Source organism: Streptomyces sp. NPDC107522 (assembly GCF_055657525.1).
Genome location: NZ_JBVKAU010000015.1, coordinates 104359 through 129982, shown reverse-complemented (window position 1 = coordinate 129982; position 25624 = coordinate 104359). Strand labels below are relative to the sequence as shown.

At 71.2% G+C, this 25624-nt stretch carries 24 protein-coding genes; 9 read left to right on the top strand and 15 right to left on the bottom strand.

All coding sequences use genetic code 11. The annotated features are described in order from the left end of the window. Nucleotides 1-25: 25 nt before the first annotated feature. The 3 genes from ACZ7L6_RS34265 to ACZ7L6_RS34255 all read left to right on the top strand — a co-directional run bounded on the left by ACZ7L6_RS34265 (nt 26) and on the right by ACZ7L6_RS34255 (nt 2420). Nucleotides 26-667: a TetR/AcrR family transcriptional regulator gene (locus tag ACZ7L6_RS34265; RefSeq protein WP_471930757.1), complete on the top strand. Its 642-nt coding sequence runs from the start codon at nt 26-28 to the stop codon at nt 665-667. Nucleotides 668-714: 47 nt separating this feature from the next. Continuing rightward, nucleotides 715-1425: an ArsR/SmtB family transcription factor gene (locus ACZ7L6_RS34260; protein WP_471930755.1), complete on the top strand. Its 711-nt coding sequence runs from the start codon at nt 715-717 to the stop codon at nt 1423-1425. A gap of 65 nt (nt 1426-1490) precedes the next feature. Further along, nucleotides 1491-2420: a DMT family transporter gene (locus ACZ7L6_RS34255; protein WP_471930893.1), complete on the top strand. Its 930-nt coding sequence runs from the start codon at nt 1491-1493 to the stop codon at nt 2418-2420. Here ACZ7L6_RS34255 and ACZ7L6_RS34250 read toward each other — a convergent pair. The 11 genes from ACZ7L6_RS34250 to ACZ7L6_RS34200 all read right to left on the bottom strand — a co-directional run bounded on the left by ACZ7L6_RS34250 (nt 2412) and on the right by ACZ7L6_RS34200 (nt 15957). Next, on the bottom strand, nt 2412-3737 hold the full coding sequence (locus ACZ7L6_RS34250; RefSeq protein ID WP_471930753.1) for an MFS transporter: 1326 nt from the start codon (nt 3735-3737) through the stop codon (nt 2412-2414). The genes ACZ7L6_RS34255 and ACZ7L6_RS34250 overlap by 9 nt on opposite strands. 134 nt (nt 3738-3871) lie before the next feature. Next, a complete protein-coding gene (locus ACZ7L6_RS34245) occupies nt 3872-4954 on the bottom strand; it encodes a Zn-dependent alcohol dehydrogenase (protein WP_471930751.1) in 1083 nt (360 codons plus the stop codon). A 50-nt stretch (nt 4955-5004) separates the two neighbouring features. Continuing rightward, nucleotides 5005-6393: an aldehyde dehydrogenase family protein gene (locus ACZ7L6_RS34240; RefSeq protein ID WP_471930749.1), complete on the bottom strand. Its 1389-nt coding sequence runs from the start codon at nt 6391-6393 to the stop codon at nt 5005-5007. A gap of 219 nt (nt 6394-6612) precedes the next feature. Next, a complete protein-coding gene (locus ACZ7L6_RS34235; protein WP_471930747.1) occupies nt 6613-7950 on the bottom strand; it encodes an ABC transporter ATP-binding protein in 1338 nt (445 codons plus the stop codon). Nucleotides 7951-8098: 148 nt separating this feature from the next. Continuing rightward, entirely contained in the window at nt 8099-8767 is a 669-nt protein-coding gene (locus ACZ7L6_RS34230; RefSeq protein WP_471930745.1) for a class F sortase, read from the bottom strand. Beyond that, nucleotides 8754-9404 carry a hypothetical protein gene (locus ACZ7L6_RS34225; protein ID WP_471930743.1) on the bottom strand — a complete coding sequence of 217 codons (651 nt, stop codon included), beginning with the start codon at nt 9402-9404 and terminating at the stop codon, nt 8754-8756. The genes ACZ7L6_RS34230 and ACZ7L6_RS34225 overlap by 14 nt, the downstream gene beginning before the upstream one ends. 100 nt (nt 9405-9504) lie before the next feature. Continuing rightward, nucleotides 9505-10773: an MFS transporter gene (locus ACZ7L6_RS34220; protein WP_471930741.1), complete on the bottom strand. Its 1269-nt coding sequence runs from the start codon at nt 10771-10773 to the stop codon at nt 9505-9507. 25 nt (nt 10774-10798) lie between these two features. Then, entirely contained in the window at nt 10799-12211 is a 1413-nt protein-coding gene (locus ACZ7L6_RS34215; protein WP_471930739.1) for a CitMHS family transporter, read from the bottom strand. 140 nt (nt 12212-12351) lie between these two features. Continuing rightward, the gene (locus tag ACZ7L6_RS34210; protein ID WP_471930737.1) at nt 12352-14589 is read right to left on the bottom strand and encodes a molybdopterin oxidoreductase family protein; all 2238 of its coding nucleotides are present in this window, start codon (nt 14587-14589) and stop codon (nt 12352-12354) included. A gap of 139 nt (nt 14590-14728) precedes the next feature. After that, complete coding sequence (locus tag ACZ7L6_RS34205; protein ID WP_471930735.1) at nt 14729-15343, bottom strand: TetR/AcrR family transcriptional regulator; 615 nt, start codon at nt 15341-15343, stop codon at nt 14729-14731. Beyond that, nucleotides 15340-15957, bottom strand: coding sequence for a hypothetical protein (locus ACZ7L6_RS34200; protein WP_471930733.1), 618 nt, complete (start codon nt 15955-15957; stop codon nt 15340-15342). Before ACZ7L6_RS34200 ends, ACZ7L6_RS34205 begins: the two co-directional genes overlap by 4 nt. A 159-nt stretch (nt 15958-16116) precedes the next feature. Here ACZ7L6_RS34200 and hmgA point away from each other — a divergent pair, with 159 nt between their 5' ends. From hmgA to ACZ7L6_RS34185, 3 genes are read left to right on the top strand one after another with little or no spacing between them, the layout of a single operon-like run. Beyond that, a complete protein-coding gene (gene hmgA, locus ACZ7L6_RS34195; RefSeq protein ID WP_471930731.1) occupies nt 16117-17433 on the top strand; it encodes a homogentisate 1,2-dioxygenase in 1317 nt (438 codons plus the stop codon). A gap of 28 nt (nt 17434-17461) precedes the next feature. Beyond that, nucleotides 17462-18211 carry a GntR family transcriptional regulator gene (locus ACZ7L6_RS34190; RefSeq protein ID WP_471930729.1) on the top strand — a complete coding sequence of 250 codons (750 nt, stop codon included), beginning with the start codon at nt 17462-17464 and terminating at the stop codon, nt 18209-18211. A 26-nt stretch (nt 18212-18237) separates the two neighbouring features. Continuing rightward, on the top strand, nt 18238-19380 hold the full coding sequence (locus tag ACZ7L6_RS34185) for a type ISP restriction/modification enzyme (RefSeq protein ID WP_471930727.1): 1143 nt from the start codon (nt 18238-18240) through the stop codon (nt 19378-19380). Here the strand turns inward: ACZ7L6_RS34185 and ACZ7L6_RS34180 are convergent. Further along, nucleotides 19377-20090, bottom strand: a complete 714-nt coding sequence (locus ACZ7L6_RS34180; RefSeq protein ID WP_471930725.1) for a TetR/AcrR family transcriptional regulator — start codon at nt 20088-20090, stop codon at nt 19377-19379. The two genes, ACZ7L6_RS34185 and ACZ7L6_RS34180, sit on opposite strands and share 4 nt — an antisense overlap. Nucleotides 20091-20153: 63 nt before the next feature. On the opposite strand from ACZ7L6_RS34180, the gene ACZ7L6_RS34175 reads away from it, so the two are divergent. Continuing rightward, nucleotides 20154-21092, top strand: a complete 939-nt coding sequence (locus ACZ7L6_RS34175) for an ATP-binding cassette domain-containing protein (protein WP_471930723.1) — start codon at nt 20154-20156, stop codon at nt 21090-21092. Then, nucleotides 21089-21871, top strand: a complete 783-nt coding sequence (locus ACZ7L6_RS34170) for an ABC transporter permease (RefSeq protein WP_471930721.1) — start codon at nt 21089-21091, stop codon at nt 21869-21871. Before ACZ7L6_RS34175 ends, ACZ7L6_RS34170 begins: the two co-directional genes overlap by 4 nt. Nucleotides 21872-22038: 167 nt before the next feature. Here the strand turns inward: ACZ7L6_RS34170 and ACZ7L6_RS34165 are convergent, their stop codons facing one another. From ACZ7L6_RS34165 to ACZ7L6_RS34155, 3 genes are all read right to left on the bottom strand, one after another. Continuing rightward, complete coding sequence (locus tag ACZ7L6_RS34165; protein ID WP_398827387.1) at nt 22039-22308, bottom strand: hypothetical protein; 270 nt, start codon at nt 22306-22308, stop codon at nt 22039-22041. Between the two features lie 126 nt (nt 22309-22434). Continuing rightward, the gene (locus ACZ7L6_RS34160; RefSeq protein ID WP_471930718.1) at nt 22435-23253 is read right to left on the bottom strand and encodes an anti-sigma factor; all 819 of its coding nucleotides are present in this window, start codon (nt 23251-23253) and stop codon (nt 22435-22437) included. Next, the gene (locus ACZ7L6_RS34155; RefSeq protein WP_471930891.1) at nt 23250-23792 is read right to left on the bottom strand and encodes a sigma-70 family RNA polymerase sigma factor; all 543 of its coding nucleotides are present in this window, start codon (nt 23790-23792) and stop codon (nt 23250-23252) included. Before ACZ7L6_RS34155 ends, ACZ7L6_RS34160 begins: the two co-directional genes overlap by 4 nt. A 231-nt stretch (nt 23793-24023) precedes the next feature. On the opposite strand from ACZ7L6_RS34155, the gene ACZ7L6_RS34150 reads away from it, so the two are divergent. Further along, the gene (locus ACZ7L6_RS34150) at nt 24024-25559 is read left to right on the top strand and encodes a DUF4331 domain-containing protein (protein ID WP_471930716.1); all 1536 of its coding nucleotides are present in this window, start codon (nt 24024-24026) and stop codon (nt 25557-25559) included. The last annotated feature ends 65 nt before the right edge of the window (nt 25560-25624 follow it).

Genomic DNA, 25624 nt, shown 5'->3' with positions numbered 1-25624 from the left:
ATGTGGCAGCCCTACTATGTGCGCCATGGCCCGACCGCGCAAGCCCCTCCTCAGCTACGACCGGATCGTCGAGACGGCACGTGAACTCGTGGACGCGGAGGGCCTGTCGGCCGTCTCCACGCGCCGGCTCGCCGCCGAACTGGGCGTGAGCGGGCCCTCCCTCTACAACCACTTCCGCACGAAGGACGAGATCCTGGAGGCGGTCGCGGACTCGGTGAGCGCCCAGGTCGATCTGTCGATGTTCGAGGACGGCCGGGACTGGCGGACCGCGCTGCACGACTGGGCCGTCTCCTACCGGGCCGCCCTGCGCGACCACCCCAACATCGTTCCCGTCCTGGCCCGCGGCCCCGGCCGCCGCCCGGCCGCACTGCGGCTCGCCGACGCGGTCTATGGCGCGATGGTCGAGGCGGGCTGGCCACCGGCCCAGGCCACGTCCATCGGTGCGCTGATGCGGTACTTCATCATGGGGTCGGCGCTCGGCTCGTTCGCCGGGGGCTTCGTGGACGACGCGAGCGCCTACGACCCCGCCGACTATCCCCACCTCGGGCAGGCGCACCTCCTCGCCGTGCAGCAGGAGAAGATCGACGAGCGGGCCTTCGAGACGGGGCTCACTGCGCTGCTGGACGGGCTGGCTCGGCAGTACGACCAGGTCGGGCGGGCCCGCTAGTCATATTTCGGCGGACGCCGAAGTGTCCGTGCCGCATGCTGGGAGCCATGACCACCAGAGATCCCCAGGCGCCCCAACTGGCCCGGCTCGCGGGCCTGATCGCCGACGAGACGCGGGCCGCCTGTCTGCTGGCGCTGCTCGACGGACGGGCCTGGACCGCCGGTGAGCTGGCTCGGCACGCCGGGGTCGCCGCGTCGACGCTCAGCGAGCATCTGGGCAAGCTGGTCGCGGGCGGGCTGCTGACCGAGGAGCGGCAGGGGCGGCACCGGTACGTACGGCTGGCCGACGCGCGGGTCGCCCAGCTGGTGGAGGACCTGGCCGCGCAGGTCGCGCCCGGGACGGACCGACGGCCCCGGAATCTACGGGAGTCCAGCGCGGGTTCCGCCATGGCGCGGGCCCGCACCTGCTACGACCACCTGGCCGGGCGGCTCGGCATCGCGGTCACGGACGCACTGACCTCACGCGGGCTGCTGAGGCAGGACACGGGGTTCGCGCTCACCGACGCGGGGCTCGGCTGGTTCGACTCCGCCGGTATCCGCCTCGACCGCACCGCCCGCCGTCCACTGGCCCGAGCCTGCCTCGACTGGACAGAGCGCCGCCCGCACCTGGCAGGCATCGCGGGCGCGGCGCTGTGCCGGCATGCGCTCGACGCGGGGTGGTGCGTGCGCATCGGTTCCGAACGGGCCGTGAAAGTGACGGACAGCGGCGAGCGAGCACTGTTCGAACTGCTCGGGATCGAAACGGGTGCCCTGCACTGAACGGCAGGGTCCCGTCCGAAATCCGCGAGCCCCAGTTCCCTTTCCTCCCTAGCCTCTGGAGCATGATGAACCCCCGACGCACCGAACTCCTCGCAGCCGGCGCCGCCACCGTCACCGTGGTGCTCTGGGCCTCCGCCTTCGTATCGATCCGCAGCGCAGGCGAGGAGTACTCGCCGGGCGCGTTGGCGCTGGGGCGGCTGCTCGTCGGTGCCCTGGTGCTGGGGGGCATCTGTCTGGTCCGGCGTGAGGGGCTGCCGCCTCGGCAGGCCTGGCGCGGGATCGCCATATCGGGCCTGCTGTGGTTCGGCTTCTACAGCGTCGTCCTGAACTGGGGCGAGCAGCAGGTCGACGCCGGTACGGCGGCTCTCGTCGTGAACATCGGCCCCATCCTCATCGCACTGCTCGGCGCCCGGCTGCTCGGTGACCCGATGCCGCCGCGGCTGCTGGCCGGGATGGCGGTGTCGTTCGCCGGTGCGGTGACCGTGGGGCTGTCGATGTCGAGCGGGGGCGGTTCCTCGGTGCTCGGGGTCGTGCTGTGTCTGCTCGCCGCGGTCGGATACGCGGGCGGGGTCGTGGCACAGAAGCCGGCGCTCGGCCACGCGAGCGCGCTCCAGGTGACGACGTACGGGTGCCTGGTCGGCGCGGTCCTCTGCCTGCCCTTCACCGGGCAGCTGATCGACGAGGTGGCCGAAGCGTCCCTCTCCGCCACGCTCAACATGGTCTACCTGGGCGTCTTCTCGCTGGCCCTCGCCTTCACGACGTGGGCGTACGCCCTGGCCCGTACGACCGCCAGCCGCATGGGCGCGACCACGTACGCGGTGCCCGCGCTGGTCGTGCTGATGTCGTGGCTGGCACTGGGCGAGGTGCCGGGGCTGCTCACGCTGGCGGGCGGGGCGCTGTGTCTGGCGGGGGTCGCCGTCTCGCGGTCCCGGACGCGGTCCGCTCGGGTCGTGGCGGCCTCGCCACAACCCGAGCAGGCGCGTGAATCAGCGTGAACGCGCCCTGTCCGCAAGGACCTTGATGGACAGCAGGGCGATCACCGCGAGGCCGATGATGTAGCCGGACACCGCCATCGAGGTGCCCGTGGCCTCCAGCAGCAGCACCATGACGAACGGGGCGAGGCCGCCGCCGAGCACGGCCGCGATCTGGTAGCCGAGGGAGGCGCCCGTGTAGCGCATCTCCGGCGTGAACAGCTCGGCGAACAGGGCCGCCTGAGGGCCGTACATGATGCTGAGGAAGCAGCTGGCGACGAACGTGCCGACCGCCAGCCACAGCAGCGAACCGGTGTCGATCAGCAGGAACAGCGGTACGGCCCACAGGGCGATGCCCGCCGCGCCGATCGCGTAGATGCGGATACGGCCGATCTTGTCGGAGAGTGCGGCGGCAGCCGGGATCAGCACCAGCTGGGTGAGGCTGATGCCGAGCGAGACCATGAGGACGGCGCTCTTCTTCATGCCGAGTTCGCGGGTCGTGTAGTCGAGGACGCCGGTGATGATGATGTAGAAGGTCGCGGTGTTCACGGCGAAGGAGCCGCCGGCGAGCAGGACCGTGCCGAGGTGGCCCTTCAGGATCGTGCGCAGCGGGGAGGCCTGCTCGGCCTTCTCCTGCTCGGCCAGCTTCTTCTCCGCCTCACGGAACTCGGGGGTCTCCTCGACGCGCGTGTGGATGTACCAGGCGAGCACGAGGACGAGCAGGCCGACGAGGAACGGCACCCGCCAGCCCCAGGCCGCGAACGCCGAGTCGCTGAGGAACGCTCCGGCCAGCAGGAACACCGTGTTGGCGGTCACGACGCCGATGGGGACGCCGAGCTGGACGAAGCTGCCGTAGATGCCGCGCTTGCCCTCGGGGGCGTACTCGGTGGCCATCAGCATCGCGCCGCCCCACTGGGCGCCGACGGCGATGCCCTGCAGCACGCGGAAGAGGACCAGCAGGATCGGGGCGGCGACACCGATCGTGTCGTACGTCGGGAGCAGGCCGATGCCGGTGGTGGCGAGGCCCATGAGGGTGAGCGCGAGGACCAGCATCGGCTTGCGGCCGCGCTTGTCGCCGAGCTGGCCGGCGACGATGCCGCCGAGGGGGCGGGCGAGGAAGCCGACGGCGAAGGTGGCGAAGGAGGCGAGCACTCCGGCGGTGGGGCTGCCGGCCGGGAAGTACAGGTCGCCCAGGACGAGGGCGGCGGCTATGCCGAAGACGAAGTAGTCGTACCACTCGACCGCCGAGGCGAGGGCCGCGGCCGTGGCCACACGGCGGCGGTTCACCGCGGGGAGCGCGGCGGCGGTGGGGAGGGACTGAGCGGATGGGGTGGTGTCCATACGTGCACACTCCGGTGGGTGCTGGGGACGTTCCGAGGGAACATACTGACCGGACGGTATGGGGTCAACGGGTCTGCACGCAGGTTGCCTGAGCGAACCGAAGGCCATGGCTCCGGTTCCCTCCGGAATCCGGCTCAGAAGACGACGAGAGCCCTGCCGCCCTTCCCCGCGACCATGTTCTCGAACGCCGCCGGAATCCCCTCCAGGCCGATCCGCTCCGTCACCAGCGCGCCCAGGTCCAGACGGCCGGCCCGCACGTGCTCGGCCAGTACCGGCAGGTCCCGCGCCGGGTCGGAGTTGCCGTAGACGCAGCCGGAGAGGGTCCGGCCCCAGTGGAAGATCTCCAGGGCGTTGAAGGTGACCTGCTGGTCCTTGCCGCCGATGCCGACGACCGTGGTGCGGCCGCCGCGGCGGGTGGAGTCCCAGGCCGTGCGGATGGTGGTCGCGCGACCCACGCACTCGACGGCCACGTCCACGCCCTGCTTGCCCGTGAGGCCCCGGATCTCGCGGGCGGTGTTCTCGGAGGCGATCACGTAGTCGGTGGCTCCCGCTGCCCGCGCCAGCGCCTCCTTCTCCGGGGAGACGTCGACCGCGACGATCTTCGCCGCGCCCGCGATCCGGGCCGCCTGGAGGGCGGCCAGTCCCACGCCGCCGACGCCGAACACCGCGACCGTCTCCCCCGGCTGCACCCGCGCCGAGTGGTGCACGGCCCCGTAGCCGGTGAGGACGGCGCAGCCCAGCAGGGCGGCGTCGGTCAGCGGGACGCCGTCCGGGAGCGGCAGGAGGCAGCCCGCCGGGACGACCGTCTCCTCGGCGAAGGCGGCGACGTTCAGGCCGGGGTGGAGGTCGGCGCCGTCCACGGTACGGGCGTACACGTCGGCGGCGCCGTTCAGCGCGTTGGCGCACAGCCAGACCTCGCCGAGGCCGCAGGCGTGGCAACCACCGCACGAAGGAGCCCAGTTGAGGACGACCCCGTCGCCCGGTGCGACCCGCGTGACCCCCTCCCCCACGGCCACCACCGTGCCCGCGCCCTCGTGGCCGAGGACCGCGGGGACCGGGACGCGCATGGTGCCGTTGGACAGGGACAGGTCGGAGTGGCAGACGCCTGCGGCGGCGAGGCGGACGCGGACCTGGCCGGGGCCGGGGTCGGGCAGGTCGATCTCGGTGACCTCCAGCGGGGCACCGATGGCGGGCAGGACGGCGGCACGGACGGCCATGAGGAGCGACTCCCTTGGAACCTTGAGACCTTGGAAACCCTGAACGGGCCTCAGAACTGGAGGGACTTGGTCTGGAGGTACTCGGCGAGGCCGTGCGCGCCGAGTTCGCGGCCGACGCCCGACTGCTTGTAACCGCCGAAGGGGGCGAGCGGGTTGAAGCGGCCGCCGTTGATGTCGACCTGCCCGGTGTCCATACGGCGGGCGAAGGCGACCGCCTCGGCCTCGTCCCCGGCCCAGACGGCGCCCGCGAGGCCGTAGACCGTGCCGTTGGCGATCCGCAGGGCGTCCGCCTCGTCCTCGTACCTCAGGATCGACAGGACCGGGCCGAAGATCTCCTCCTGGGCGATGGTCATCTCGGGCGTCACGTCGGCGAAGACGGTGGGGCTGACGAAGTAGCCCTGCTCGCGCGGCGCCTGAGGGCCGCCCGCGACGAGTCGTGCCCCCTCGGCCACGCCCTTCTCGATGTAGCCGCGCACCCTTTCCTGCTGCTTGGCGCTCACCACCGGGCCGATGCGCTCGCCGTACTTCGTGGCGGCGGCCGCGGCCAGCTCCACCGCCTCGTCGTACTGGTCCCGGTGCACCAGCATCCGCGTCCAGGCGCTGCACGTCTGCCCGGAGTTGGACATGACGTTGGCGACGCCGACATTGACCGCCTTGGCCAGGTCGGCGCTCGGCAGGATGACGTTGGCGGACTTGCCGCCGAGCTCCAGGGCGACCTTCTTGATCGCCGCTCCGGCCACCGCGGCGATCTGGCGGCCGACGGCCGTGGAACCGGTGAAGGAGACCAGGTCGACGCCGGGGTGCTCGGCGAGCGCCTGTCCGGCGACCGGGCCGAGGCCGGTGACCAGGTTGAAGACGCCCGCCGGGACGCCCGCCTCGTGCACCGCCTCGGCGAAGAGCTGGGCGACGAGCGGGGTGTCCTCGGCCGGCTTCAGGACGACCGTGCAGCCGGCGGCCAGCGCCGGGGCGACCTTGGCGACGACCTGGTGGAGCGGGTAGTTCCAGGGCGTGATGGCGCCGACCACACCGATGGGCTCGTGGTACACGGTGGAGTTGCCGACCTTCTCCTCGAAGGCGTACGTCGCGGCCAACTCGGCGTACGAACCCGCGACCGCGATCGGCACGCCCGCGTGGACCGTCTCCGAGAACTTCAGCGGCGAGCCCAGTTCGGCGGTGACCGTCTCGGCGATCTCGTTCTTGCGGGCCTCCAGGGCGTCCCGGAGGGCGGCCAGGCGAGCGGCCCGCTCGGCGGGCGGGGTCGCGGCCCATCCCGGGAGGGCGGTACGGGCGGCCCGTACGGCGGTGTCGATGTCGAGGGCGGTGCCGGCGGGGACCCGGCCGATGACCTGCTCGTCGGCCGGGTTCACGACTTCGATCACGTCCCCACCTGCGGCGGGGCGCCACGCGCCGTCGATGTACATGCCGTCGTGTGCCTTCATCGCGCTTCCTCCAGGCGGGCCGCTCGTCTTCAAGCCCATAAACTAGCGGCGATAGTTTTCCTGCGCCAGACGCCCCCATGATGCCGGTCGGTGACGGCTCAGACCGGCATGCGGTTCGGCAACGCCCCAAGGGGCGCGGGGCTGTGTCGATATGCGGCTCCGCCGCGCGGGCGCGACCAGCCCCAACGGCGCCGCACTCGAAGAACTCCGGTGCGCCCGTCACTCCTCGAGATCCGGCAACCGCGCCGGAGCCGGGCAAATACGCTCGCCGTGCTGGTCGAAGACGAAGAGGTGGGCGAGGTCGACGAGGAGCGGGACCTGCATGCCGTGCCGGAGTTCGAAGTCGGGCGTGGTGCGCACGATGAGGTCGCCGGGGAGGCGACCCTCCGGCGGCGCGGGGTCGGGTGCGGTGTCGGCCGGCTGCTCCAGCGTCACCACCGGCCCGGCGCGCAGGGCGCCCGCGCGGCTGCGGAGCCGGTCCAGCACCGTACCGGTGTCACGGCGGCGGCGCCTGGCCCGGGGGACGGGGCGCGGGGCCTCCAGGTCGGGTACGACGGCCGGGCGGGAGCCGGTGTTGAAGTGGACGAGGATCTCGTGCCCCTGGAACTCCACATGCTCGACCAGGCCGGTGATGTGCACCTCGCCGGGGCGGGCGGCCGAGCGCTCGGCGATGCGGACCGCCTCCGAACGCAGGCCCACGATGACCTCGCGGCCCTGCTGCACGCGCAGCAACTGGTGGTCCAGGGACAGCGGTTCGGGCAGCCGGAGGTACTGCTTGCCGAGGCTGATGGTCATCGCCCCGTCGAGCGGGGCGCGGACGACGCCGCGCAGCAGGTTGATGCGCGGGGTGCCGATGAAGGCGGCGACGAAGACGTTGCGGGGCAGCGCGTACACCGAGCGCGGGCTGCCGACCTGCTGGAGGACGCCGCCGCGCAGGACGGCCACCCGGTCGCCGAGCGACATCGCCTCGGCCTGGTCGTGGGTGACGTACACCGTGGTGACGCCCAACTTCCGGGTGAGCCCGGAGATTTCGGCGCGAAGGTGGTTGCGGAGCTTGGCGTCGAGGTTGGACAGCGGCTCGTCCATCAGGAACGCGGTGGGGTGGCGGGCGATGGCCCGGCCCATGGCGACGCGCTGGCGTTCGCCGCCGGACAGCTGGGCGGGGAAGCGGTCGAGGAGGTCCTCGATGCCCAGCATGCGTGCGGTGGCGTCCACGCGGGGGCGCGGGTCCGCGCCGGGTGCCTCGATGCGCAGCGGGAAGCCGATGTTGTCGCGGCTGGTCATGCTCGGGTAGAGGGCGAAGTTCTGGAAGACCATGGCCATGTGCCGTGCGGCGGGCAGCAGGTCGTTGGCGTACTCGCCGTCCAGCAGCAGTTCGCCCTCGTCGATCTCCTCCAGGCCGGCGATCATTCTGAGCACGGTGGACTTGCCGCAGCCGGAGGGTCCGAGGAGGACGAGGAACTCGCCGGGTTCGATGTCCAGCGAGAGCCGGTCCACGACGCGGACGCCTCGCGTGTAGGACTTGCTCACGTCGTGCAGGGAGATGGCGCGTGTCATGAGTGCTGCCCCCGGGGGCCGGGCCGGAGCGCCGCTGCTCCGTGGGTTCGAAGGCCCCGTGCGGGTCGTACGGGGCCTGTGAGTCACGGAAGTTAACGGAAAGTGCCGGGGGTGGGGAAGACATCGGTCACTTCCGGGCGGTCATCGGTCACTTCGTCGCGGTCAGGTGGGCGAAGACCACCACATTGCTCGTGTATCCGTTCCGCCGGTCGAAGAGGCCGCCGCAGGTGATCACGCGCAGTTCCGGGCGCCGGGTGGGGCCGTAGACCTCCTTGTCGGGGAAGTTCGCCTTGTCGAAGACCTTCACCCGGTCCACCGTGTAGACGGCGGTACGGCCGTCCGCACGCCGCGCCTCGATCTGCTTGCCGCGCTTCACCGAGGCGAGCCCGGCGAAGACGGCGGGGCCGATCCTGGTGTCGCGGTGGCCGACGGCGATCGCGGCACCCGGCTCGCCGGGCGTGGGGCCGCCCCGGTACCAGCCGATGATCTTCGGGTCGTCGACCGGCGGGGTCTCCAGCTCCCCCTCCTTGGTGAGCCCGATGCCGGTGATCGGGGCGTCGATGCCCAGCGACGGGATACGGACCGACGTCGGCCGGGATCGCGGCAGGGGGCGGGGCGGGGGTGTGGGGTCGGCGGAGTGGGCCCGGCCCGCGGCCACGGTGTCCGGGCCGTCGGGCCCGGCCGGTGCGATCGCGTCGCGGTGTCCCTCGCACCGGACCACCACCGTCACCAGGACGACCGTGAGCAGCGCCGTCCTGGTGAGGCGGTAGGCGCGGGTCCGGTACCAGGGCCTGCGTCTGCGCCTACGCGGCACCATCGGGCTGCCGGCGGTTCCTCCGGACGTACACGGCGCCGCCGACGGCTGTCAGGCCCACCACCGCCGCGCCCGCGACCGGTGCGTACGCGGCCGCGGTGTCGATGAGACCGCCGCCGCCCGCGTGCACGCCTCCCCGCGGGCCGTGGTCGCCACGCCCCCATCCCTCGTCGTGTCCGTGGTCCTCGATGCGCCCCTCAGGACCGTGCCTGCCCTCGCGCTTGTCGCCGCACTTGACACGGAAGAGCTTTCGCTTGGTATTGGTGACGTCCACGGTCCAGGTGATCATGTACTGCCCGTCCGCCAGCCCCAGCAGGTCGGTGTGGCCGGCGCCCCCCGCGAGCTGGATGGTGCCGGTGACGGTTGCGGCGCTGGGCAGCGGGGGCTGCGGCGTGATCGTGTACTCGACCGAGGGGAGAGTGTCGAAGTTGACGGCGTCGAGGTAGAACCTGCAGACCACCGCCTCGTCGTCCGGGGTTCCGTAGGGCATGCCCTCGCTGTGGATTCTGATGTCGCCGTTCGCCTGGGCCGACGCGGTCGGCGCCGCCACCCACGACGCGCCCGCCGCGGCGAGGGCCGTGAGGACGACTGTGGCGCCCGCGCGGGCGCGGAACGTACGTGAGGGTGTCAGGGTCGGCATGCGCGCTCCTCTGAATCAGACGATTTTCATACAAATCGTTCCTTCGCCTGACTCTCCGTCACACGCACTGCGACTCGCCGCAGCGATGCCCGGCGCGTCGTCAAAGTTCGCTCGTCCGGCGGAATCGCGAGCGCTTCGGCCGCTCCCGCGCGGCCGTTCCGGGCCCTTCCGGGCACTTCGGCGCGGCCGGTCCGGCCCCTTCCGGCCGCTTCGGCGTCCGCACGGCGACGCCCGCCGACAGCAGCAGCAACGCCCCCAGCATCAGGAACGGCGCCGCCACCCCCGCGAGGCCCGCGACCAGGCCCGCCGACGCCGGCGCGGCGACCTGGCCGAGGCGGTTGCCGGTCAGCCGCAGGGCGAGGGCGGTGGAACGGGCGCCCTCCGGGGCCGCCTGGACGACGGTCGTCATGGACAGCGGCTGGCCGACGCCGAGGCAGAACCCCAGCACCGCCAGCATCAGGGCCAGCGCCCACACCGGCACCGGCAGCGCGATCCCGGCGCACAGCAGGGCCGCCAGCAGACATGTCACGGTCAGCAGCAGGGTGCGGCCGAGCAGCCGCAGCAAGGGCGTCAGGACCAGACGGCAGGCGATGGTGGCCGCCGCGCGCAGGCTCAGCAGGAGGCCGATCACGGAGGGCGCGATGCCCCGGTGCTCGCCGACCACCGGGAGGTAGGCGGTGAGGATGTCGGTCGCGGAGAGCACGGCGAGGCTGATGAGGATGCCTGCGGGCACGCCACGGGCCCGCAGGATGCGCCGTACGGGCACGCGTTCGCCTTGTGCCTCGCGGGACTTGGCCGTCGTACGACTCTCTATGCGCCACAGCGAGGTGAGCGCGACCGCGCCGCCCGCGCCCGCCACCAGCAGGGCGAGGGCGCTGGTGCCCGCCATGTCCCGACCGCCGATCAGCGCGCCCGCGGCGATCGGGCCGATCAGCTGGCCGAGGGAGGCACCGATGGTGAAGTGCCCGAAGTTGCGGTCCTGTTCGTGCGGGGCGGACTGGCGGGCGACCAGCGACTGGGCGCCGATGACGAAGCAGAGGTGGCCGAGGCCCATCACCCCGCTCCAGATCGCCATGGCCCAGAGGGAGCCGGCGAGGCCGCTCATCGCACAGCCGCCGGATATGAGGACCACGCCGACGGGCAGCAGCGGCGCACAGCGGCCGTGGTCGGTGCGGCGGCCCAGCGGGACGGCGGCGAACAGCGGGAGCAGGGCGTACACACCCGCGATCACGCCGATCGCCCGCTCGTCGGCGCCCAGCGCGAGCGCCCGGTAGGAAACGGCGGGCCGGGCCATCGACACCGCCCCCTGCGCGAAGCTGAAGGCGATGACGAGGCGGAGCAGCCAGCCGCGGTTCCCACCGGGCGCCATGAGGAGATCCTCCCGAGACAAAACGTCAGATGATTCCGAAGAGCATCCCTGCCCCGAGGATGACGAGGCATGTGAGCGCGGCCCACTTCACGACGAACTTGGTGTGGTCGCCGAACTCCACCTTGGCCATGCCGACCAGGACGTACACGGCCGGGACGAGCGGGCTCGACATGTGCAGCGGCTGGCCGACCAGGGAGGCGCGGGCCATCTCCAGCGGGGAGACGCCGTGCGCCGCGCCGGCCTCGGCGAGGACCGGCAGGACGCCGAAGTAGAAGCCGTCGTTGGACATGAAGTAGGTGAGCGGGAGGCTCAGCAGACCGGTGACCAGGGCCATGTGCGGGCCCATGCCCTCGGGGATGACGTCCACCATCCACTTGGCCATGTGGTCGACCATGCCGGTGCCCTGGAGGACGCCGGTGAAGACGGCGGCGGCGAAGACCATGCCGGAGACGTTGAGGACGTTGTCGGCGTGGGCGGCCAGGCGGGCCTTCTGGTCGGGGATGTGTGGGAAGTTCACGGTGAGCACGAGGGCGGCGCCGAGCAGGAACAGCACCGGGATCGGCAGCCACTCCATGATCATGGCGGTCAGCAGGGTGGCCGTGACCAGCGCGTTGAACCAGTACAGCTTGGGTCGCAGGGTGGCGCGGTTCGGGTCGAGGACGGTGAAGCGCTCCTCCTCGTCGTCCTCGGCGTCGGTACCGGAACCGGCGCCACCAGAGGTCACGGGGGTCTTCGGGCCACCGGAGCCGCCGGCGCCCACGAGAACCGTCTCGGACTCCTTCTCCTCGGCCTTCTCCTCCACCAGGACCTCGTCCAGCGTCAGCACACCCAGACGCTTGCGCTCGCGCAGGCCGAGGAAGTACGAGAGGACGAAGACGGCCAGCAGGCCGACGAGCAGGGCCGGGATCATCGGGACGAAGATCTCGCTGGCGTCGAGCTTGAGCGCGGTGGCGGCGCGGGCGGTCGGGCCGCCCCACGGCAGGGTGTTCATCACGCCGTTGGCCATGGCGGCGACACCGGTCATCACGACCAGGCTCATCTTCAGGCGCTTGTAGAGCGGGTACATCGCCGAGACCGTGATCATGAAGGTGGTCGAGCCGTCGCCGTCGAGCGAGACGATCGCGGCGAGGATCGCCGTGCCGACGACGATCCGCATCGGGTCGGCCTTGGCGAACTTCAGAATCCCCCGGACGATCGGGTCGAAGAGGCCGACATCGATCATCACACCGAAGTAGACGATCGCGAACATCAGCATCGCCGCGGTGGGGGCGAGGCTGGTGACGCCTTCGATGACGTAGTCACCGAGCTTGGCGCCCTTTCCGACGAACACGCAGAACAGTGCCGGAATCAGCACGAGCGCCGCGATCGGCGACATCTTCTTCATCATGATCAGGACCAGGAAGGTCGCGATCATGGCGAAGCCAAGGATGGTCAGCATGAGTGGATACCTAACGTTCGCCCTTGAACGACCCCACCAGGGCCGGCGGTGCGTTGACGTTAGGTCCCGTCAAGTGGCGTTAACAAGACGTTGACGTGCGAGCAATAAGCGCAAAACTGCTGGTCACAGCTTTGCACAGCTCACAGCGCTGATCCGGTGGCCAGATTTACGGGTACTCCGTTGAGGACCGCGTTGCCCGACAGCGGGTCGAGCAGGCTGCCGTCGAGGAGCTGGTTGACGTTGACGCCGGGCTCCTTCAGCGCATGGTTCAGCCGGGTTCCGGGCCGGTCGTGGCCCCAGCCGTGCGGCAGGCTGACGACGCCGGGACGCACGCTGTCGGTGACCTCCGCGGGGGCGGTGACCGCTCCCCCGGCGCCCTTGACCCGCACGGGCGCCCCGTCGCGCACGCCGAGCCGTTCGGCGTCCTGCGGGTGGATATGCAGGGTGCAGCGGTTGGTCCCGCCGGTGAGGGCGGGGACGTTGTGCATCCAGCTGTTGTTGGAGCGCAGATGCCGGCGGCCGACGAGGACGATCCCCTCGGGACGCTCGTGCAGGGCCTGCCTGAGGCGCGGCAGATCGTCCGCGATCGGCGGCGGCAGCAGCTCGACCTTGCCGCTGGCCGTCTTCAGCGGCTGTGGCAGCCGGGATGTGAGCGGGCCGAGGTCGATGCCGTGCGGATGCGCGAGCAGCTTCTGCAGGGTCAGGCCGTCCGGTCGTACGCCGAAGCCGTCGCCGTAGGGGCCCAGGCGCAGCATCATGTCGAGCCGCCGCTCGGGGCCGGTGTCACCGGTGAGCTGTGCGGCGAGTTCCTTCGGGTCGCGGCCGTGCACCGGGGAGTGCGGCTCCTTGACCGCCTTGCCGAGGGTCTGGTCGACGACCATCGCGTCGACGGCGGCCGGGTCCGCGCCGTGCATGCCGGTGGCCGCGAGAACGAGCCGGGCCAGGATCTCGGTCTCGGCCATGCGGCCGGGCTCGAGCGGGACGGCGGGGCGGTTGTAGCGGACCTGGTTGCGAACGGCGAGGGTGTTGAAGGCGAAGTCGTGGTGCGGGCTCTGCGACGGCGGGGGCGGCGGCAGCACGACGTGGGCGTGGCGCGAGGTCTCGTTGAGGTACGGGTCGACGCTGACCATGAAGTCGAGCGAGCCGAGCGCCTTGTCGAGCCGGTCGCCGTCGGGCACCGACAGCACGGGGTTGGCGGCGACGGCGATGACGGCCCGGATCGGCTCGCCCTCCTCGGTCGCGGTGTCGATCTCCTCGGCGAGCGCGGAGATCGGCAGCTCTCCCTTGGCCTCGGGGTGCTTGCTCACCCGGGAGTGCCAGCGCCCCAGCGCGAAGCCGTGACCGGGTCCGGCGGGGCGGGGCGTCCTGTCGGTGGCGGCCTGCGGGAAGAGGGCGCCGCCGGGGCGGTCGAGGTTGCCGGTCAGGATGTTCAGTACGTCGACCAGCCAGCTGGCGAGGGTGCCGTGCGGGACGGTGCAGCTGCCGATGCGGGCGTAGACGGCGGCCTTGGGTGCGGCGGCGAGCTCGCGGGCGAGGGCGCGGATGGTACCGGCGTCGATGTCACAGGCGGCGGCCACGGCCTCGGGGGTGAAGTCCCTTACGGCGTCCCGCAGTTCGGTGATCCCTTGGAGGTGCGGGGTCAGTTCGCCGGTGTCGGCCAGGTCTTCCTCGAACAGGACGTACGCCATCGCCGCGAGCAGCAGCGCGTCGGTGCCGGGCCGGATCGCGAGGTGCCGGTCGGCGAGCTTGGCGGTGCGGGTGCGGCGCGGGTCGATGACGGTGAGTGTGCCGCCGCGGGCCTTGAGGGCCTTGAGCTTGCCCGGGAAGTCGGGTGCGGTGCACAGGCTGCCGTTGGACTCCAGCGGGTTGGCGCCGATCAGCAGCAGGTGGTCCGTGTGGTCGAGATCCGGTACGGGGATCGCGTTGGCGTCGCCGTAGAGCAGTCCGCTGGAGACGTGCTTGGGCATCTGGTCGACCGTGGACGCGGTGAAGAGGCTGCGGGTGCCGAGACCGGCAATCAGGACCGGCGGGTACAGGGCGCCGGCCATGGTGTGGACGTTGGGGTTGCCCAGGACGACGCCGACGGCGTTCGGCCCGTACCGCTCGACGACCGGGCGGATCCCGGCGGCGACCGCCTCGAAGGCCTCCTCCCAGGTGGCCTCGCGCAGCTCGCCGTCCCTGCGGACGAGCGGGGTGCGCAGCCGGTCGGGGTCGCCGTCGACGGCACCGAACGAGGCGCCCTTGGGGCAGATGAACCCCTTGCTGAACACGTCGTCGCGGTCGCCGCGGGCGCCGGTGACCCGGGTCCCCTCGATGGTGAGGGTCAGGCCGCAGGTGGCCTCGCACAGGGGGCAGATGCGCAGTGCGGTGCGGGACACGGGTCCTCCCGGGGTGGCGGCGGCGTTGACGCACGGACTCGGGGCCGAGCATACCGACCGGTATGCAGGGAGGGGAGCCCCCGCCGGGGACGAGGTCGGAAATTCGCGAGCCGTCAGTGGAGTCCGTCAGCCGAGTCCGTCAGTCGAGAACGCGCGCCAGATACGCCCGCAGCATCTCCCGGGCCTCCTCGATGATCCGCTCGTCCCCTTCCGGCGCCACCCGGAAGGCCAGGTGGACCAGTGTGTCGGCGGTCTCGACGGCGATGAGGAAGACGCGGCGCAGGTCTTCGTCCGGCTCGCGGTCGAGGTAGCCGGAGAGCAGTTCGGTGAGGCGGTCGGCGACGCGGTGGTTGGGTTCGGCGCGGGTGCCGACCGGTATCTGGTTGCCGAAGTCGACGAGGGAGAAGCCGGGCGCGGTGCGCTTCATGGCGAGGTACTCGTCGAGCACGGCGTCCATGGCCACGCGCCAGCCCCCGTCCTCGGCCCCCTTGAGGCGCTCGGCGATACGGGCGGTGTAGCGCTCGAGGTTGCGCTGGGCGAGGGCGTCGGCCATCTGGCGTTTGTTGCCGAAGAAGCGGTAGACCGAGCCGATGGGGACGCCGGCACGCTGGGCGACGGCCCGGGTGCTCAGGTCGTCGTAGCCGACCTCGTCGAGGAGGTCGGCGCACGCGTCGAGGATCCTGGTGAGCCGTTCGGCGCTGCGCCGCTGCACGGGCGCCCGGCGGAGCGATGCGGGATGGGGCACGGTCTTCATGATGCCTTTCCGGCTCGGTCCGGTGAACCTTGCCCCCCTGTACGGAAGCCGGTACCCGGCACGCTCAGTGCTGCCGTGGACGGTTTCGGCGTCGACGTCGCGGTCGCCTCCGCCTCCGATGCCGTGATGGCGGCCGTACTCTCGACGGGTTCGCCGTCCACCGCCCACACCGTGCCGTCGTCGGCGTACAGCCGGACGGTGACCTGGTGCGTGCCGCGCGGGACGAGGGCGGGAGCGAGGCGGCACTCGGGGCTGCGGAGCCTGGTGACGAGACGGCCGTCCACGAAGAGGTACGCGAGCCCGCGACCGGCCACCGCCCGCGCTTTCGCAGCGGCGGGCGAGAAGCGGAAGTCGCGCAGGGTCAGCCGTACGTCCCAGCTGCCGTCGCCGTCCGGGTCCGGCTGCACCTCGATGCCGACCTCGGGGGCGTCGTCCTCGTCCACCTCGCGGTAGTGCCGCCCCTGGCCGTCGGTGTCGTCGAGGACCTTGCCCACCGGGGAGGGCGACACCCCGTCCCCCTGCCTCCGCGCACCGTCGGAACCGCAGCCCGCGGTTCCGGTCAGCAACAGGACACAGACCGCGAGCGCGGCGAGCAGGGTCCGCGTCCACGACATGCCCCGGAGACTAGAACACCGGTCCGACAGCCGGATCCCCCTGAAGTCTGGTTCTCGTCGTCCCTCCTGAGGACCAGAGGAGGTCCGGCCCATCTCTTGCGCCCGAGCAACCGCAATCCTACGGTAAAGCATAGGAATCAGATATCGAGGGAGCGATTCATGAGTGGGGACGCGCGGAAGACCGCGGAGGGGCTGACCTACCTCTCCGGTTTCGGCAACGAGCACAGCTCGGAGGCAGTGCCCGGCGCCCTGCCCGAGGGCCGCAACTCACCCCAGCGCGCCCCGCTGGGCCTGTACGCGGAGCAGCTGAGCGGTTCGGCGTTCACCGAGCCGCGGGCCCACAACCGCCGCTCGTGGCTGTACCGCATCCGCCCGTCGGCAGCCCATCCGGCGTTCACGCGCACGGACAACGGCGCGATCCGCACGGCCCCCTTCACGGAGTCCGTGCCGGACCCGAACCGCCTGCGCTGGAACCCCCTGCCCGAGCCCGCGCCCGGGACCGACTTCCTCGCCGGCCTGTGGACCCTGGGCGGCAACGGCGACGCCACGCAGCGCACCGGGATGGCCGTGCACCTGTACCACGCCAACGCCTCGATGGACCGCGTCTTCAGCGACGCGGACGGAGAGCTGCTGATCGTGCCGGAGCGCGGCGGGCTTCTGCTGCGGACGGAGTTCGGGCTGCTGCATGTGGAGCCCTCACATGTGGCGCTGATTCCACGTGGGGTGCGCTTCCGTGTGGAGCTGTTGGACGACTCTGCCCGGGGTTATGTGTGCGAGAACTACGGGGCACCCTTCCACCTCCCTGACCTCGGCCCCATCGGCGCCAACGGCCTCGCGAACGCCCGGGACTTCATGGCGCCGGTCGCCGCGTACGAGGACGTCGAGGGCCCGGTGGAGGTGGTGAACAAGTTCTGCGGCAACCTTTGGACGGCCACCTACGACCACTCCCCCCTCGACGTGGTCGCCTGGCACGGCAACCATGTGCCGTACGTCTACGATCTGCGGCGTTTCAATGTGATCGGCACCATCTCCTACGACCACCCCGACCCGTCGATCTTCACCGTGCTGACGTCCCCTTCGGACACCCCGGGCCTGGCGGGTGTCGACTTCGTGGTCTTCGCGCCGCGCTGGCTGGTGGGCGAGGACACCTTCCGGCCGCCGTACTTCCACCGGAACGTGATGAGCGAGTACATGGGCCTCATCGAGGGTGCCTACGACGCGAAGGCGGAGGGCTTCGTGCCGGGCGGCGGCTCGCTGCACAACATGATGTCGGCGCACGGTCCGGACCGGGAGACGTTCGACAAGGCGAGCGCCGCCGAGCTGAAGCCGCAGAAGATCGACGACGGCCTGGCGTTCATGTTCGAGACGCGCTGGCCGGTGACGCTGACACCGCACGCGGCCCGCGCCGACCACCTGCAGCAGCGCTACGACGACGTCTGGCAGGGCTTGGAGCGGAACTTCCGCCTCTTGCACTGATCAATTCACTACCGGTACGGATGGCCCTGTGACCTCCTTCGCCCCGGACTCGATCGTCCTGAACCGCAAGCTGCCGCTCTGGTACCAGGTCTCGCAGTCGCTGCGCGCCTCGATACTGGGCCGCCGGCCGCAGGACCCGCTGCGCCTGCCCACCGAGGAACAACTGGCCGGGCACTACGGCGTGAGCGTGCTGACCATGCGGCAGGCGCTGAAGGAGCTGGAGGACGAGGGCCTGATCACGCGCCACCGCAGACGCGGCACGTTCATCGAGCCGGACGCCCGCCGGGGCGCCCCCGTGCGGCTGCTCGGCTCGGTGGACGCGATCGTGGCCCAGCAGTCCGGCATGGCGACCGAACTGCTGGACCACGGCAAGGCGCCGGTCCCGGCCGAATTCGCCGAGTACTTCGGGGACGTCGACGAGGTGGCGACGTACCACCGCCTGCGCAGCGACGAGAAGACCGGCGAGCCGACCAACCACGCCCGCAATTACGTCCGCCCCGAACTCGCCGCCCGCATCGACCTGGACGACCTGGTCCGCTGGCCGATGACCAAGGTGCTGCGGGATGTCGTCGGGGCGGACATCAGCCGCATCACGGACACGGTGGAGGCGCGCCTGGCGGACCCGGAGACGGCGAAGCTGCTCCAAGTCCCCTTGCTGAGCCCGATCCTGCACTACACGGGCGTGACGTACGACACGGACGGCCGGGTGCTGGACGCGGCGGTCATCCACTACCGGGGCGACCGCTTCTCCTTCACGGTGACCCTGGAGGCCACCTGACCCGGCTGTCCTTGCCAGGCTCTACGATGCCCAGCGTGACGCACGACGACGCTCCGCTGCTGGCGGACCTCATGCCGTGGTCCGTCGCACCGCCGCGGCTCGGCCGGGGGTGGCCGACGGGCCCCGACGCGGCGTCCCTGAAGGCCCGCTGGGACGCCTTCGTGAAGGCCGAGGTCCCGGACCGGGAGGCCTTGCTGGAGCCGACGCGCTCGCGCACGCTGCACTCGGCGGTCGGACAGCTGCCCGGCCAGTCCACCGGCACGGAGAAACTGCTCCGCGCCACGGGCCCCGGCCCCGAGCCGGTACGCGTCCTGCACGCCCCCTTCGACGAACAGTGGCTGATCCCGGACCACCGCCTGATCGACGCGGCCCGCCCCGAGCTGTGGCGGGTGGCGGACGAGCACCAGGTCTTCCTCCTGGAGGCGCCGGAGTCCCCCCTGCTGGCGACCTCCCTGCTCCCGCTGGTCCGCCCGGGCCGCATCCGCCCGCTGTACCGCCGCCCGGGCGGCACGGAACCCAACCTGGCGCCGGGCCTCCTGGAGCACCTCGGGGACCGGCTAGGCGCACCGGTCGAGCCGCTGGACGTCCTCGCCTGGACGCTGGCGGCCGTACGTCCCGACCTCACCGTCCCCCTCACCGACGACCCCGAACTCTGGTCCCACGGCGTGGAGTCGGGCCACCGCAGCCTGTGGCTGATGCGGCGCAACGGCGACCGCCCGAAGCTGCCCGGCGGCCGCCGCCCGTACGTCCGCGCGCCACTCCCCTCCCGTCCGCTCACTCTCGAGTACGACCGCGACGAGGAGGCCCTGCTGCTGGACGAGGGCCGCATCTCACCGGTCCCACCGGAGGCCTGGGACTTCGAGGTGGCCGGAGTGAGGGTTCTGGAGCAGTGGTTCGCCGCTCGTGTCTCGGAGCCCGAGCCGGGCACCCTCGCGGCGATCCGCCCGGCGACCTGGCCGCAGGCGTGGACGTCGGAACTGCTGGAGCTGATCACCGTCCTGGCCTTGCTGGCGGAACTCCAGCCTCTCGACGAAGAGTTGACCTCCACCATCACAGCAGCCGACCTCCACGAGGCCGGAGTCCTGCCGGTCCCGGAGTCGGCCCGCAGGCCTGCGTCGGTCCTCGATCACCACGAAGAAGGACCCGAGGGCCAGTTCGCGCTGATCTAGTTCCTGGGCTCGAAGGCGTCGAGCATGCGGCTCAGCATCAGCTCGAACGCCCCGTCGAGATCGATCGGCCCCGGATCCTCCGTGAACGCCGCCGCCATCCTCGGGTAGGCCCCCGTGGCCACCTGACTCCCGAGATAGGCGATCCGCACCGCGTTCTCCTCCTCCGCCGACCACGGCAACGACCGCGTCCGCTCAGCGGTGGCCAGCTCGTTCGCGACGTACGACGTCACACACCCGTTCAGCATCCCGACGAGCTGCATCTTCATGCCGTAGGGCGCCTCCAGCGGGTCCAGACAGGCGAGGCAGTGCTCCAGATACCGCAGGGCGTTGGGGCTGAAGCCGTAGACCGGTGACATCAGCCGCGTCACCCACGGGTGCCGGTGCATCAACTCCCGCGTCTGCTGGGCGACCCGGCGCATGTCCGCCCGCCAGTTGCCGCTGGGCTCCCACAGCTCGTGCTCCCCGCTGACGGCGTCGACCATCAGCTCGTACAGGTCCTCCTTGCGGGGGACGTAGTTGTACAGCGACATCGTCCCGCAGCCCAGCTCGGCCGCGACATGCCGCATGGACACGGCATCCAGCCCCTTGGCGTCGGCGATCCGCACCGCCGCGGCCGCGATGCCGGTACGCGTGAACGCGGGCCGGGGACCACGTCCTGCCCGCTCGGGACGCGCCCAGATCACCTGTGGTTCGGCCGCCTTGCCCGCCATCGATCATCACCTCGGCCACCATCCTAGTTACGTACAGCGTACGTAGTGCGCTATGGTCGACCCATGACTTCTACGTACGCTGTACTTAGTGAAGGTCTGGAGAAGCGCTTCGGCGAGGTCCACGCCCTGCGCGGGCTGGATCTGGCCGTCGCGCAGGGCACCGTCTGCGGCCTCCTCGGGCCCAATGGCGCGGGCAAGACGACGGCCGTACGCCTGCTGACGACGCTGCTGCGCCCGGACGCCGGCTCGGCCCGTATCGCCGGGCACGACCTGCTCCGGGAGCCGGCGGCCGTCCGGCACCGGATCGGTGTCACCGGTCAGTACGCCTCGGTCGACGGCGACCTCACCGGCCGCGAGAACCTCCGCCTGTTCGCCCGGCTGCACCGGGTGCGCGGGCCGGCCGAGCGGGCGGCCGAACTGCTGGAGCGCTTCGGCCTGGCCGAGGCGGCCGACCGGCCGGCGTCCACGTACTCGGGCGGGATGCGGCGCCGCCTGGACCTCGCGGCGAGCCTCGTCCGCCGCCCCGACGTGCTGTTCCTGGACGAGCCCACGACCGGCCTGGACCCCGCCAGCCGCAACCGGATCTGGGACGCCGTACGGGAGCTGACCGCCGACGGCACGACCGTGCTGCTGACCACGCAGTACCTGGAGGAGGCCGACCAACTCGCCGACAGCATCGCCCTGGTGGACCGCGGGCGGGTCGCACACACGGGTTCGCCCGGCCAGTTCAAGGCGCTGATAGGCGCGCATGTCGAGGTCGTCGTCACCGACGCGGACGTCATGGTGAAGGCGGCGGCCGTGCTCGATCAACTCACCGGCTCCGAGCCCTCGTTCGACCACGAGCGGAACGCCGTGGGCGCGGTCACCCGGGACCTGACCCTCACCCTTCCCCACCTGGTGCGCGAACTCGACTCAGCGGGCGTGCCGTTGCTCGACGTACGCCTCGAACCACCGTCTCTCGACGATGTGTTCCTGCGACTCACCGAGGAGCGTGCGGCATGAACGCGCTGGCGTACGACGGCGGGGCGATGCTGGGCCGGCAGCTGCGGCGGATCCGGAACAACCCGGGGCTGCTGATCCTGACCCAGACCATGCCGATCACCATGCTGCTGTTCTTCGGCTACGTCTTCGGCAGCGCGCTGGCGATGCCCGGCGAGGAGTACCGCTCCTTCCTCGTCCCCGGGCTACTGGTGGCGACCGCCGCGAACGGGATCATGACCGGCATGTTCCAGGCCGCCCAGGACACACACCGGGGCGTGACGGACCGCTTCCGGACGCTGCCGATGAGCCGGGCCGCCGTACCGCTGGGACAAGCGGCCGCCGACCTGGTGGTGACGGCCGCCGGGACGGTGCCGTTCCTGCTGGTGGGGCTCGCGGTGGGCTGGCGGATCGAGTGGTCCGCGCTCGAAGCGGTGGGCGCCTTGGGCCTGTTGCTGCTGTTCCGGTTCGCCACGACCTGGGTCGGCATCTTCCTCGGCCTGCTCACGCGGAACGAGGAGGCCGCCGGTCAGCTGGGCGGGGCGACCTTCATGCTGCCGCTGCTGTCCAACGCGTACATCCCGACCGACGGCCTGCCGGGCTGGCTGCGCACGCTCGCCGAGTGGAATCCGATCAGCGCGGTCACCACGGCCCTGCGGGACCTCTTCGGCAACGCACCCGTGCCGGACGGGGCCGCCTGGCCGGTCGCCCATCCGGTCGCCGGGTCGCTGGCGTGGTGCGCGGTGCTGCTGGCGGTGTTCGCACCGCTCGCCGTACGACGGTACGCGCGCGGCGAGCGGTGAAGCCGGAAGACTGAGGAGAGTTGGGGGACGTGCCCGTGCCCGGGTAGCACTCCGCGGCGCCGCCGCACGCCGTGGGGATGACGGCGGCGGCAACGCGGTACGGCGCCGGGGACGGTGTGACCTGCCGGGCGCGGGCCTGGCAGTCGTTCGAGGAACGCCGGTAGGAGTCAGCGCCCGCCGAACAGCGAACGGCGGAGCCGACGCAGCGGGGCGAAGAGCGAGACGCGGCGAACGCGGGCACCGCGGTCGCTGCGCTCGTGCGTGGTGTCACGAGTGGTCAGTTCACGCATCAGCGAGGTCGCTTCGGCCGCCTCCGTCTGCGGTACGGCGGGGCCCGCCAGCACCGAGAGATGGCGGTCGAGGCGCGAACTGGTCGCGCTGCTCCCGCAGGTGATCGCAGGGACCCTGGCCCTGCTGCGCACTGTTATCTGATCCATGTCACTCCCCACCCGTACGAGTCCACCCGGCCCGGGCAGGTTAACCCTATCTCCCCGGTGGGGCACTCGTGTATCGCGGTCACAGGATTCACCTTCCCCGTAAGGGTGTTGACGACTCGTCCGTGATTACTCTCCGAATCCAACCGATTTCAGGGCGAGTTGGACAACCGGCTGGCTGGTGGGTTGCGGTGAGCCCCCGTCCGGCTCGACGGTCACAGCCAGTGACGTCGCCGACTTGTCGAGATCGGACGCGACCAAGGGCGTGTCGCCGTCGAAAAGCCCGAGGGAGCGCGGTTGCACGTCGGGGCGCATGAGCCAGAGCTGGTGCACTCGGCCGCTCGGCAGCTCGTCGTATCCGCTCAGAGTGACGACGGCGCGCCCCTCGGAAACGGAAGCGACGACTCCGATGCTGCGACCCTCAGCGTCCTCGCCGGCGGTCGCCCGGGCGTCGGGTGCCGCCAGAACGTTAGCGATCTCACGTGACCGGTCCCGCTGGGCGTCCAGCTGATCCTGCGTCTTGTTCGCCTGGACGGCGAAGAGCGAGGCGACGACGAGGGCCGCGGCGGCCGTGGCGGTGGCGAACGGCACCAGCAGTGGGCGCGGCCTCGTCGCACGGGAGCGCGGCGGCGGCTGGGTGCCCCACACATGCGGCGGCAGCTGGGGCGCACGCGCGCGTGCCGCCTCCCGCCCGACGGGCTCCTGCGGTGTCGTCCGTACGGCGGCCAGGACCCGGTCGCGCATCGCGGCCGGCGCCGGGGCGGCCGTCGACCAGGCGAGGCGGACGGCGTCCTCGGACAGGACCCGCACCTCGGCGGCACAACTGTCACAGGTCTTCAGGTGCTTCTCGAAGCGGAACCGCTCGGCGGGTTCCAGGGCGTCGAGGGCGTAGGGAGCGGCGAGGGAGTGCAGGTCCTCGCGCCGCAGCAGACGGTCGACGAAGCTCACGCCACACCTCCCAGGCACTTGCGCAGCTGGGTGAGTCCGTCGCGCATACGGGTCTTGACCGTGCCGAGCGGCAGGGAGAGCCGCTCGGCCACTTCACGGTACGTGTAGCCCTCGTAGTAGGCGAGGGTGACGGACTGGCGCTGCAGCGCGGTGAGTCGGTCGAGGCAGCGACGGACCCACTCGCGTTCGAGTCCGGCCTCGACCTCCTCGGCGACATGGTCGAAGGCCGGGTGGTTCGCGCGCATCGCCTCGCGCTGCTCGCGCTCGCCGGCCGCGCGTGCGCTGCGCACCCGGTCGACGGCGCGGCGGTGGGCGAGGGTGAGGACCCAGGACAGGGCGCTGCCCCGGCCGGGGTCGAACCTCGCGGCGGACCGCCACAGTTCGAGCAGCACTTCCTGGGTCACCTCCTCGGACTGGGCGGCGTCGCGCACCACGCGCCTCACCAGCCCGTACACCGGCCCGGAGACCAGCCCGTACAGATCCTCGAATGCCTTCTGGTCACCGCCCGCCACGAGCACCAGCAGCTCGTCCGCCTCCAACTCGTCTCCCCCTCCGGTCAGACCGCAGCGCGGCCGTCTCGTCCCACGAGGCATTCGCAACGAACCCACCTCCGGATGGGGTTACGGATCAGCGCGCCGAAAACGCGGGTCGCCCGCCGAATGAAACAACTTTGGAGTCCCGCCGTAAGAACGCTTGGGATTCGACCAATCCACCCTGGCGACGGCTCCGAATCGGGTTCGTCAGGCAAGTTGGCACTGAGGACGGACGGCATGACACCTATTTCCAGGAGCGGTGCGGGACGCAAGGGCATCGTGACCCTCGTATGTGGTGCGCTGGCCGCCGGGGGGCTCGCAGCCGCCGGCGTCGCCGCGCTGGCACCGGGGGCGGCCTCCGCCTCCAGCCACCGGGAGGCCCCGCTGATCTCGGGGACGCCGCAGTACGACAACACGGACGTGTACGCGTTCGTCAGCCCGGACAAGCCGGACACGACGACGATCATCGCGAACTGGATCCCGTTCGAGGAGCCGGCCGGCGGACCGAACTTCTTCCCGTTCGCCGACGACGCGCAGTACGACATCCACATCGACAACAACGGTGACGCGCAGGGCGAGCTGCTCTACCGCTTCACGTTCGACACGCACACGAAGAACAAGAAGACGTTCCTGTACAACACCGGCCCGGTCGAGAGTCTGGACGACCCCGACCTCAACATCACGCAGACGTACGACATCGAGCTGATCAAGCTCAAGAAGCAGAAGCTGGTGTCGAAGACCAAGATCGCCAACGACGTGCCGGTAGCACCCTCGAACGTCGGCAAGGCGTCGATGCCGGACTACGCCAAGCTGCGCGACCAGGCCGTCCACGAACTCCACGGCGGCACGACGACGTTCGCGGGCCAGGCCGACGACCCGTTCTTCCTGGACCTGCGCGTCTTCGACCTCCTCTACGGCGGGAACCTCTCCGAGGTCGGCAACGACACGCTCAAGGGCTACAACGTCAACTCCATCGCCCTGCAGGTCCCGACGCACATGATCGCCGAGTCGGCGGACCAGCCGGTCGTCGGCATCTGGTCGACGACGCAGCGCAAGAACGCCAAGGGTTACTTCGAGCAGGTCTCGCGCCTGGGCAACCCGCTGGTGAACGAGGTCGTCAACCCGCTCGAGGACAAGGACAAGTTCAACGCGTCCGCACCCTGGGACGACGCCCAGTTCCTGAAGAACGTCACCAACCCCGAGCTGCCGAAGCTCATCGAGGCGATCTACAAGATCCCGGCGCCCGACGAGCCGCGCAACGACCTGGTCGACGTCTTCCTCAAGGGCGTGAAGGACCTCAACCAGCCGCCGCACGTGACACCGTCGGAGATGCTGCGCCTGAACACCTCGATCAAGCCGACCGCCGAACCCAAGCGGCTCGGCGTCCTCGACGGCGACAACGCGGGCTTCCCGAACGGCCGTCGCCTCACCGACGACGTGATCGACGCCTCGCTCCAGGTCGTCGAGGGTGAACTCCTCGGCGCGAAGAACGACTTGGGTGACGCGGTCGACAAGAACGACAAGGACTTCGAGAAGGCCTTCCCGTACGTCGCCCTGCCGACCGAGGGTTCGCGGGGCCCGCTCGCCAAGGGCACGGACGGCGAGACCGACGTCCGCAGCCAGCTCGGCGACGCCCTCCAGCCGGCCGGCGCCTCCGGCGGCACCGACAACACCACCCTGATCGCCGGTTCGGCCGGCGCCGGCGCGATCGGAGTCCTGCTGATCGGCGGGGCCCTGGCCTGGTGGCGCCGGATGCGGGAGCGGGCGTACTAGGCCTTCGGCGCTCCCCACAGAGCTGGCGCGGCCCGCGTAGTACTCATCCCCCACGGCGCGGGCCG

Excerpts from the sequence above, each read along its gene's own strand:
- ACZ7L6_RS34245 (WP_471930751.1), bottom strand. The coding sequence starts at position 4,954 with ATGGCCGTCCGTGCCGCCGTCCTGCCCGCCATCGGTGCCCCGCTGGAG.
- ACZ7L6_RS34225 (WP_471930743.1), bottom strand. The coding sequence starts at position 9,404 with ATGCCGACCCTGACACCCTCACGTACGTTCCGCGCCCGCGCGGGCGCC.
- ACZ7L6_RS34205 (WP_471930735.1), bottom strand. The coding sequence starts at position 15,343 with ATGAAGACCGTGCCCCATCCCGCATCGCTCCGCCGGGCGCCCGTGCAG.
- ACZ7L6_RS34215 (WP_471930739.1), bottom strand. The coding sequence starts at position 12,211 with ATGCTGACCATCCTTGGCTTCGCCATGATCGCGACCTTCCTGGTCCTG.
- ACZ7L6_RS34265 (WP_471930757.1), top strand. The coding sequence starts at position 26 with ATGGCCCGACCGCGCAAGCCCCTCCTCAGCTACGACCGGATCGTCGAG.
- ACZ7L6_RS34230 (WP_471930745.1), bottom strand. The coding sequence starts at position 8,767 with ATGGTGCCGCGTAGGCGCAGACGCAGGCCCTGGTACCGGACCCGCGCC.
- ACZ7L6_RS34255 (WP_471930893.1), top strand. The coding sequence starts at position 1,491 with ATGAACCCCCGACGCACCGAACTCCTCGCAGCCGGCGCCGCCACCGTC.
- ACZ7L6_RS34235 (WP_471930747.1), bottom strand. The coding sequence starts at position 7,950 with ATGACACGCGCCATCTCCCTGCACGACGTGAGCAAGTCCTACACGCGA.
- ACZ7L6_RS34220 (WP_471930741.1), bottom strand. The coding sequence starts at position 10,773 with ATGGCGCCCGGTGGGAACCGCGGCTGGCTGCTCCGCCTCGTCATCGCC.
- ACZ7L6_RS34250 (WP_471930753.1), bottom strand. The coding sequence starts at position 3,737 with ATGGACACCACCCCATCCGCTCAGTCCCTCCCCACCGCCGCCGCGCTC.
- ACZ7L6_RS34170 (WP_471930721.1), top strand. The coding sequence starts at position 21,089 with ATGAACGCGCTGGCGTACGACGGCGGGGCGATGCTGGGCCGGCAGCTG.
- ACZ7L6_RS34260 (WP_471930755.1), top strand. The coding sequence starts at position 715 with ATGACCACCAGAGATCCCCAGGCGCCCCAACTGGCCCGGCTCGCGGGC.
- ACZ7L6_RS34175 (WP_471930723.1), top strand. The coding sequence starts at position 20,154 with ATGACTTCTACGTACGCTGTACTTAGTGAAGGTCTGGAGAAGCGCTTC.
- ACZ7L6_RS34185 (WP_471930727.1), top strand. The coding sequence starts at position 18,238 with ATGCCCAGCGTGACGCACGACGACGCTCCGCTGCTGGCGGACCTCATG.
- ACZ7L6_RS34165 (WP_398827387.1), bottom strand. The coding sequence starts at position 22,308 with ATGGATCAGATAACAGTGCGCAGCAGGGCCAGGGTCCCTGCGATCACC.
- ACZ7L6_RS34150 (WP_471930716.1), top strand. The coding sequence starts at position 24,024 with ATGACACCTATTTCCAGGAGCGGTGCGGGACGCAAGGGCATCGTGACC.
- hmgA (WP_471930731.1), top strand. The coding sequence starts at position 16,117 with ATGAGTGGGGACGCGCGGAAGACCGCGGAGGGGCTGACCTACCTCTCC.
- ACZ7L6_RS34200 (WP_471930733.1), bottom strand. The coding sequence starts at position 15,957 with ATGTCGTGGACGCGGACCCTGCTCGCCGCGCTCGCGGTCTGTGTCCTG.
- ACZ7L6_RS34180 (WP_471930725.1), bottom strand. The coding sequence starts at position 20,090 with ATGGCGGGCAAGGCGGCCGAACCACAGGTGATCTGGGCGCGTCCCGAG.
- ACZ7L6_RS34240 (WP_471930749.1), bottom strand. The coding sequence starts at position 6,393 with ATGAAGGCACACGACGGCATGTACATCGACGGCGCGTGGCGCCCCGCC.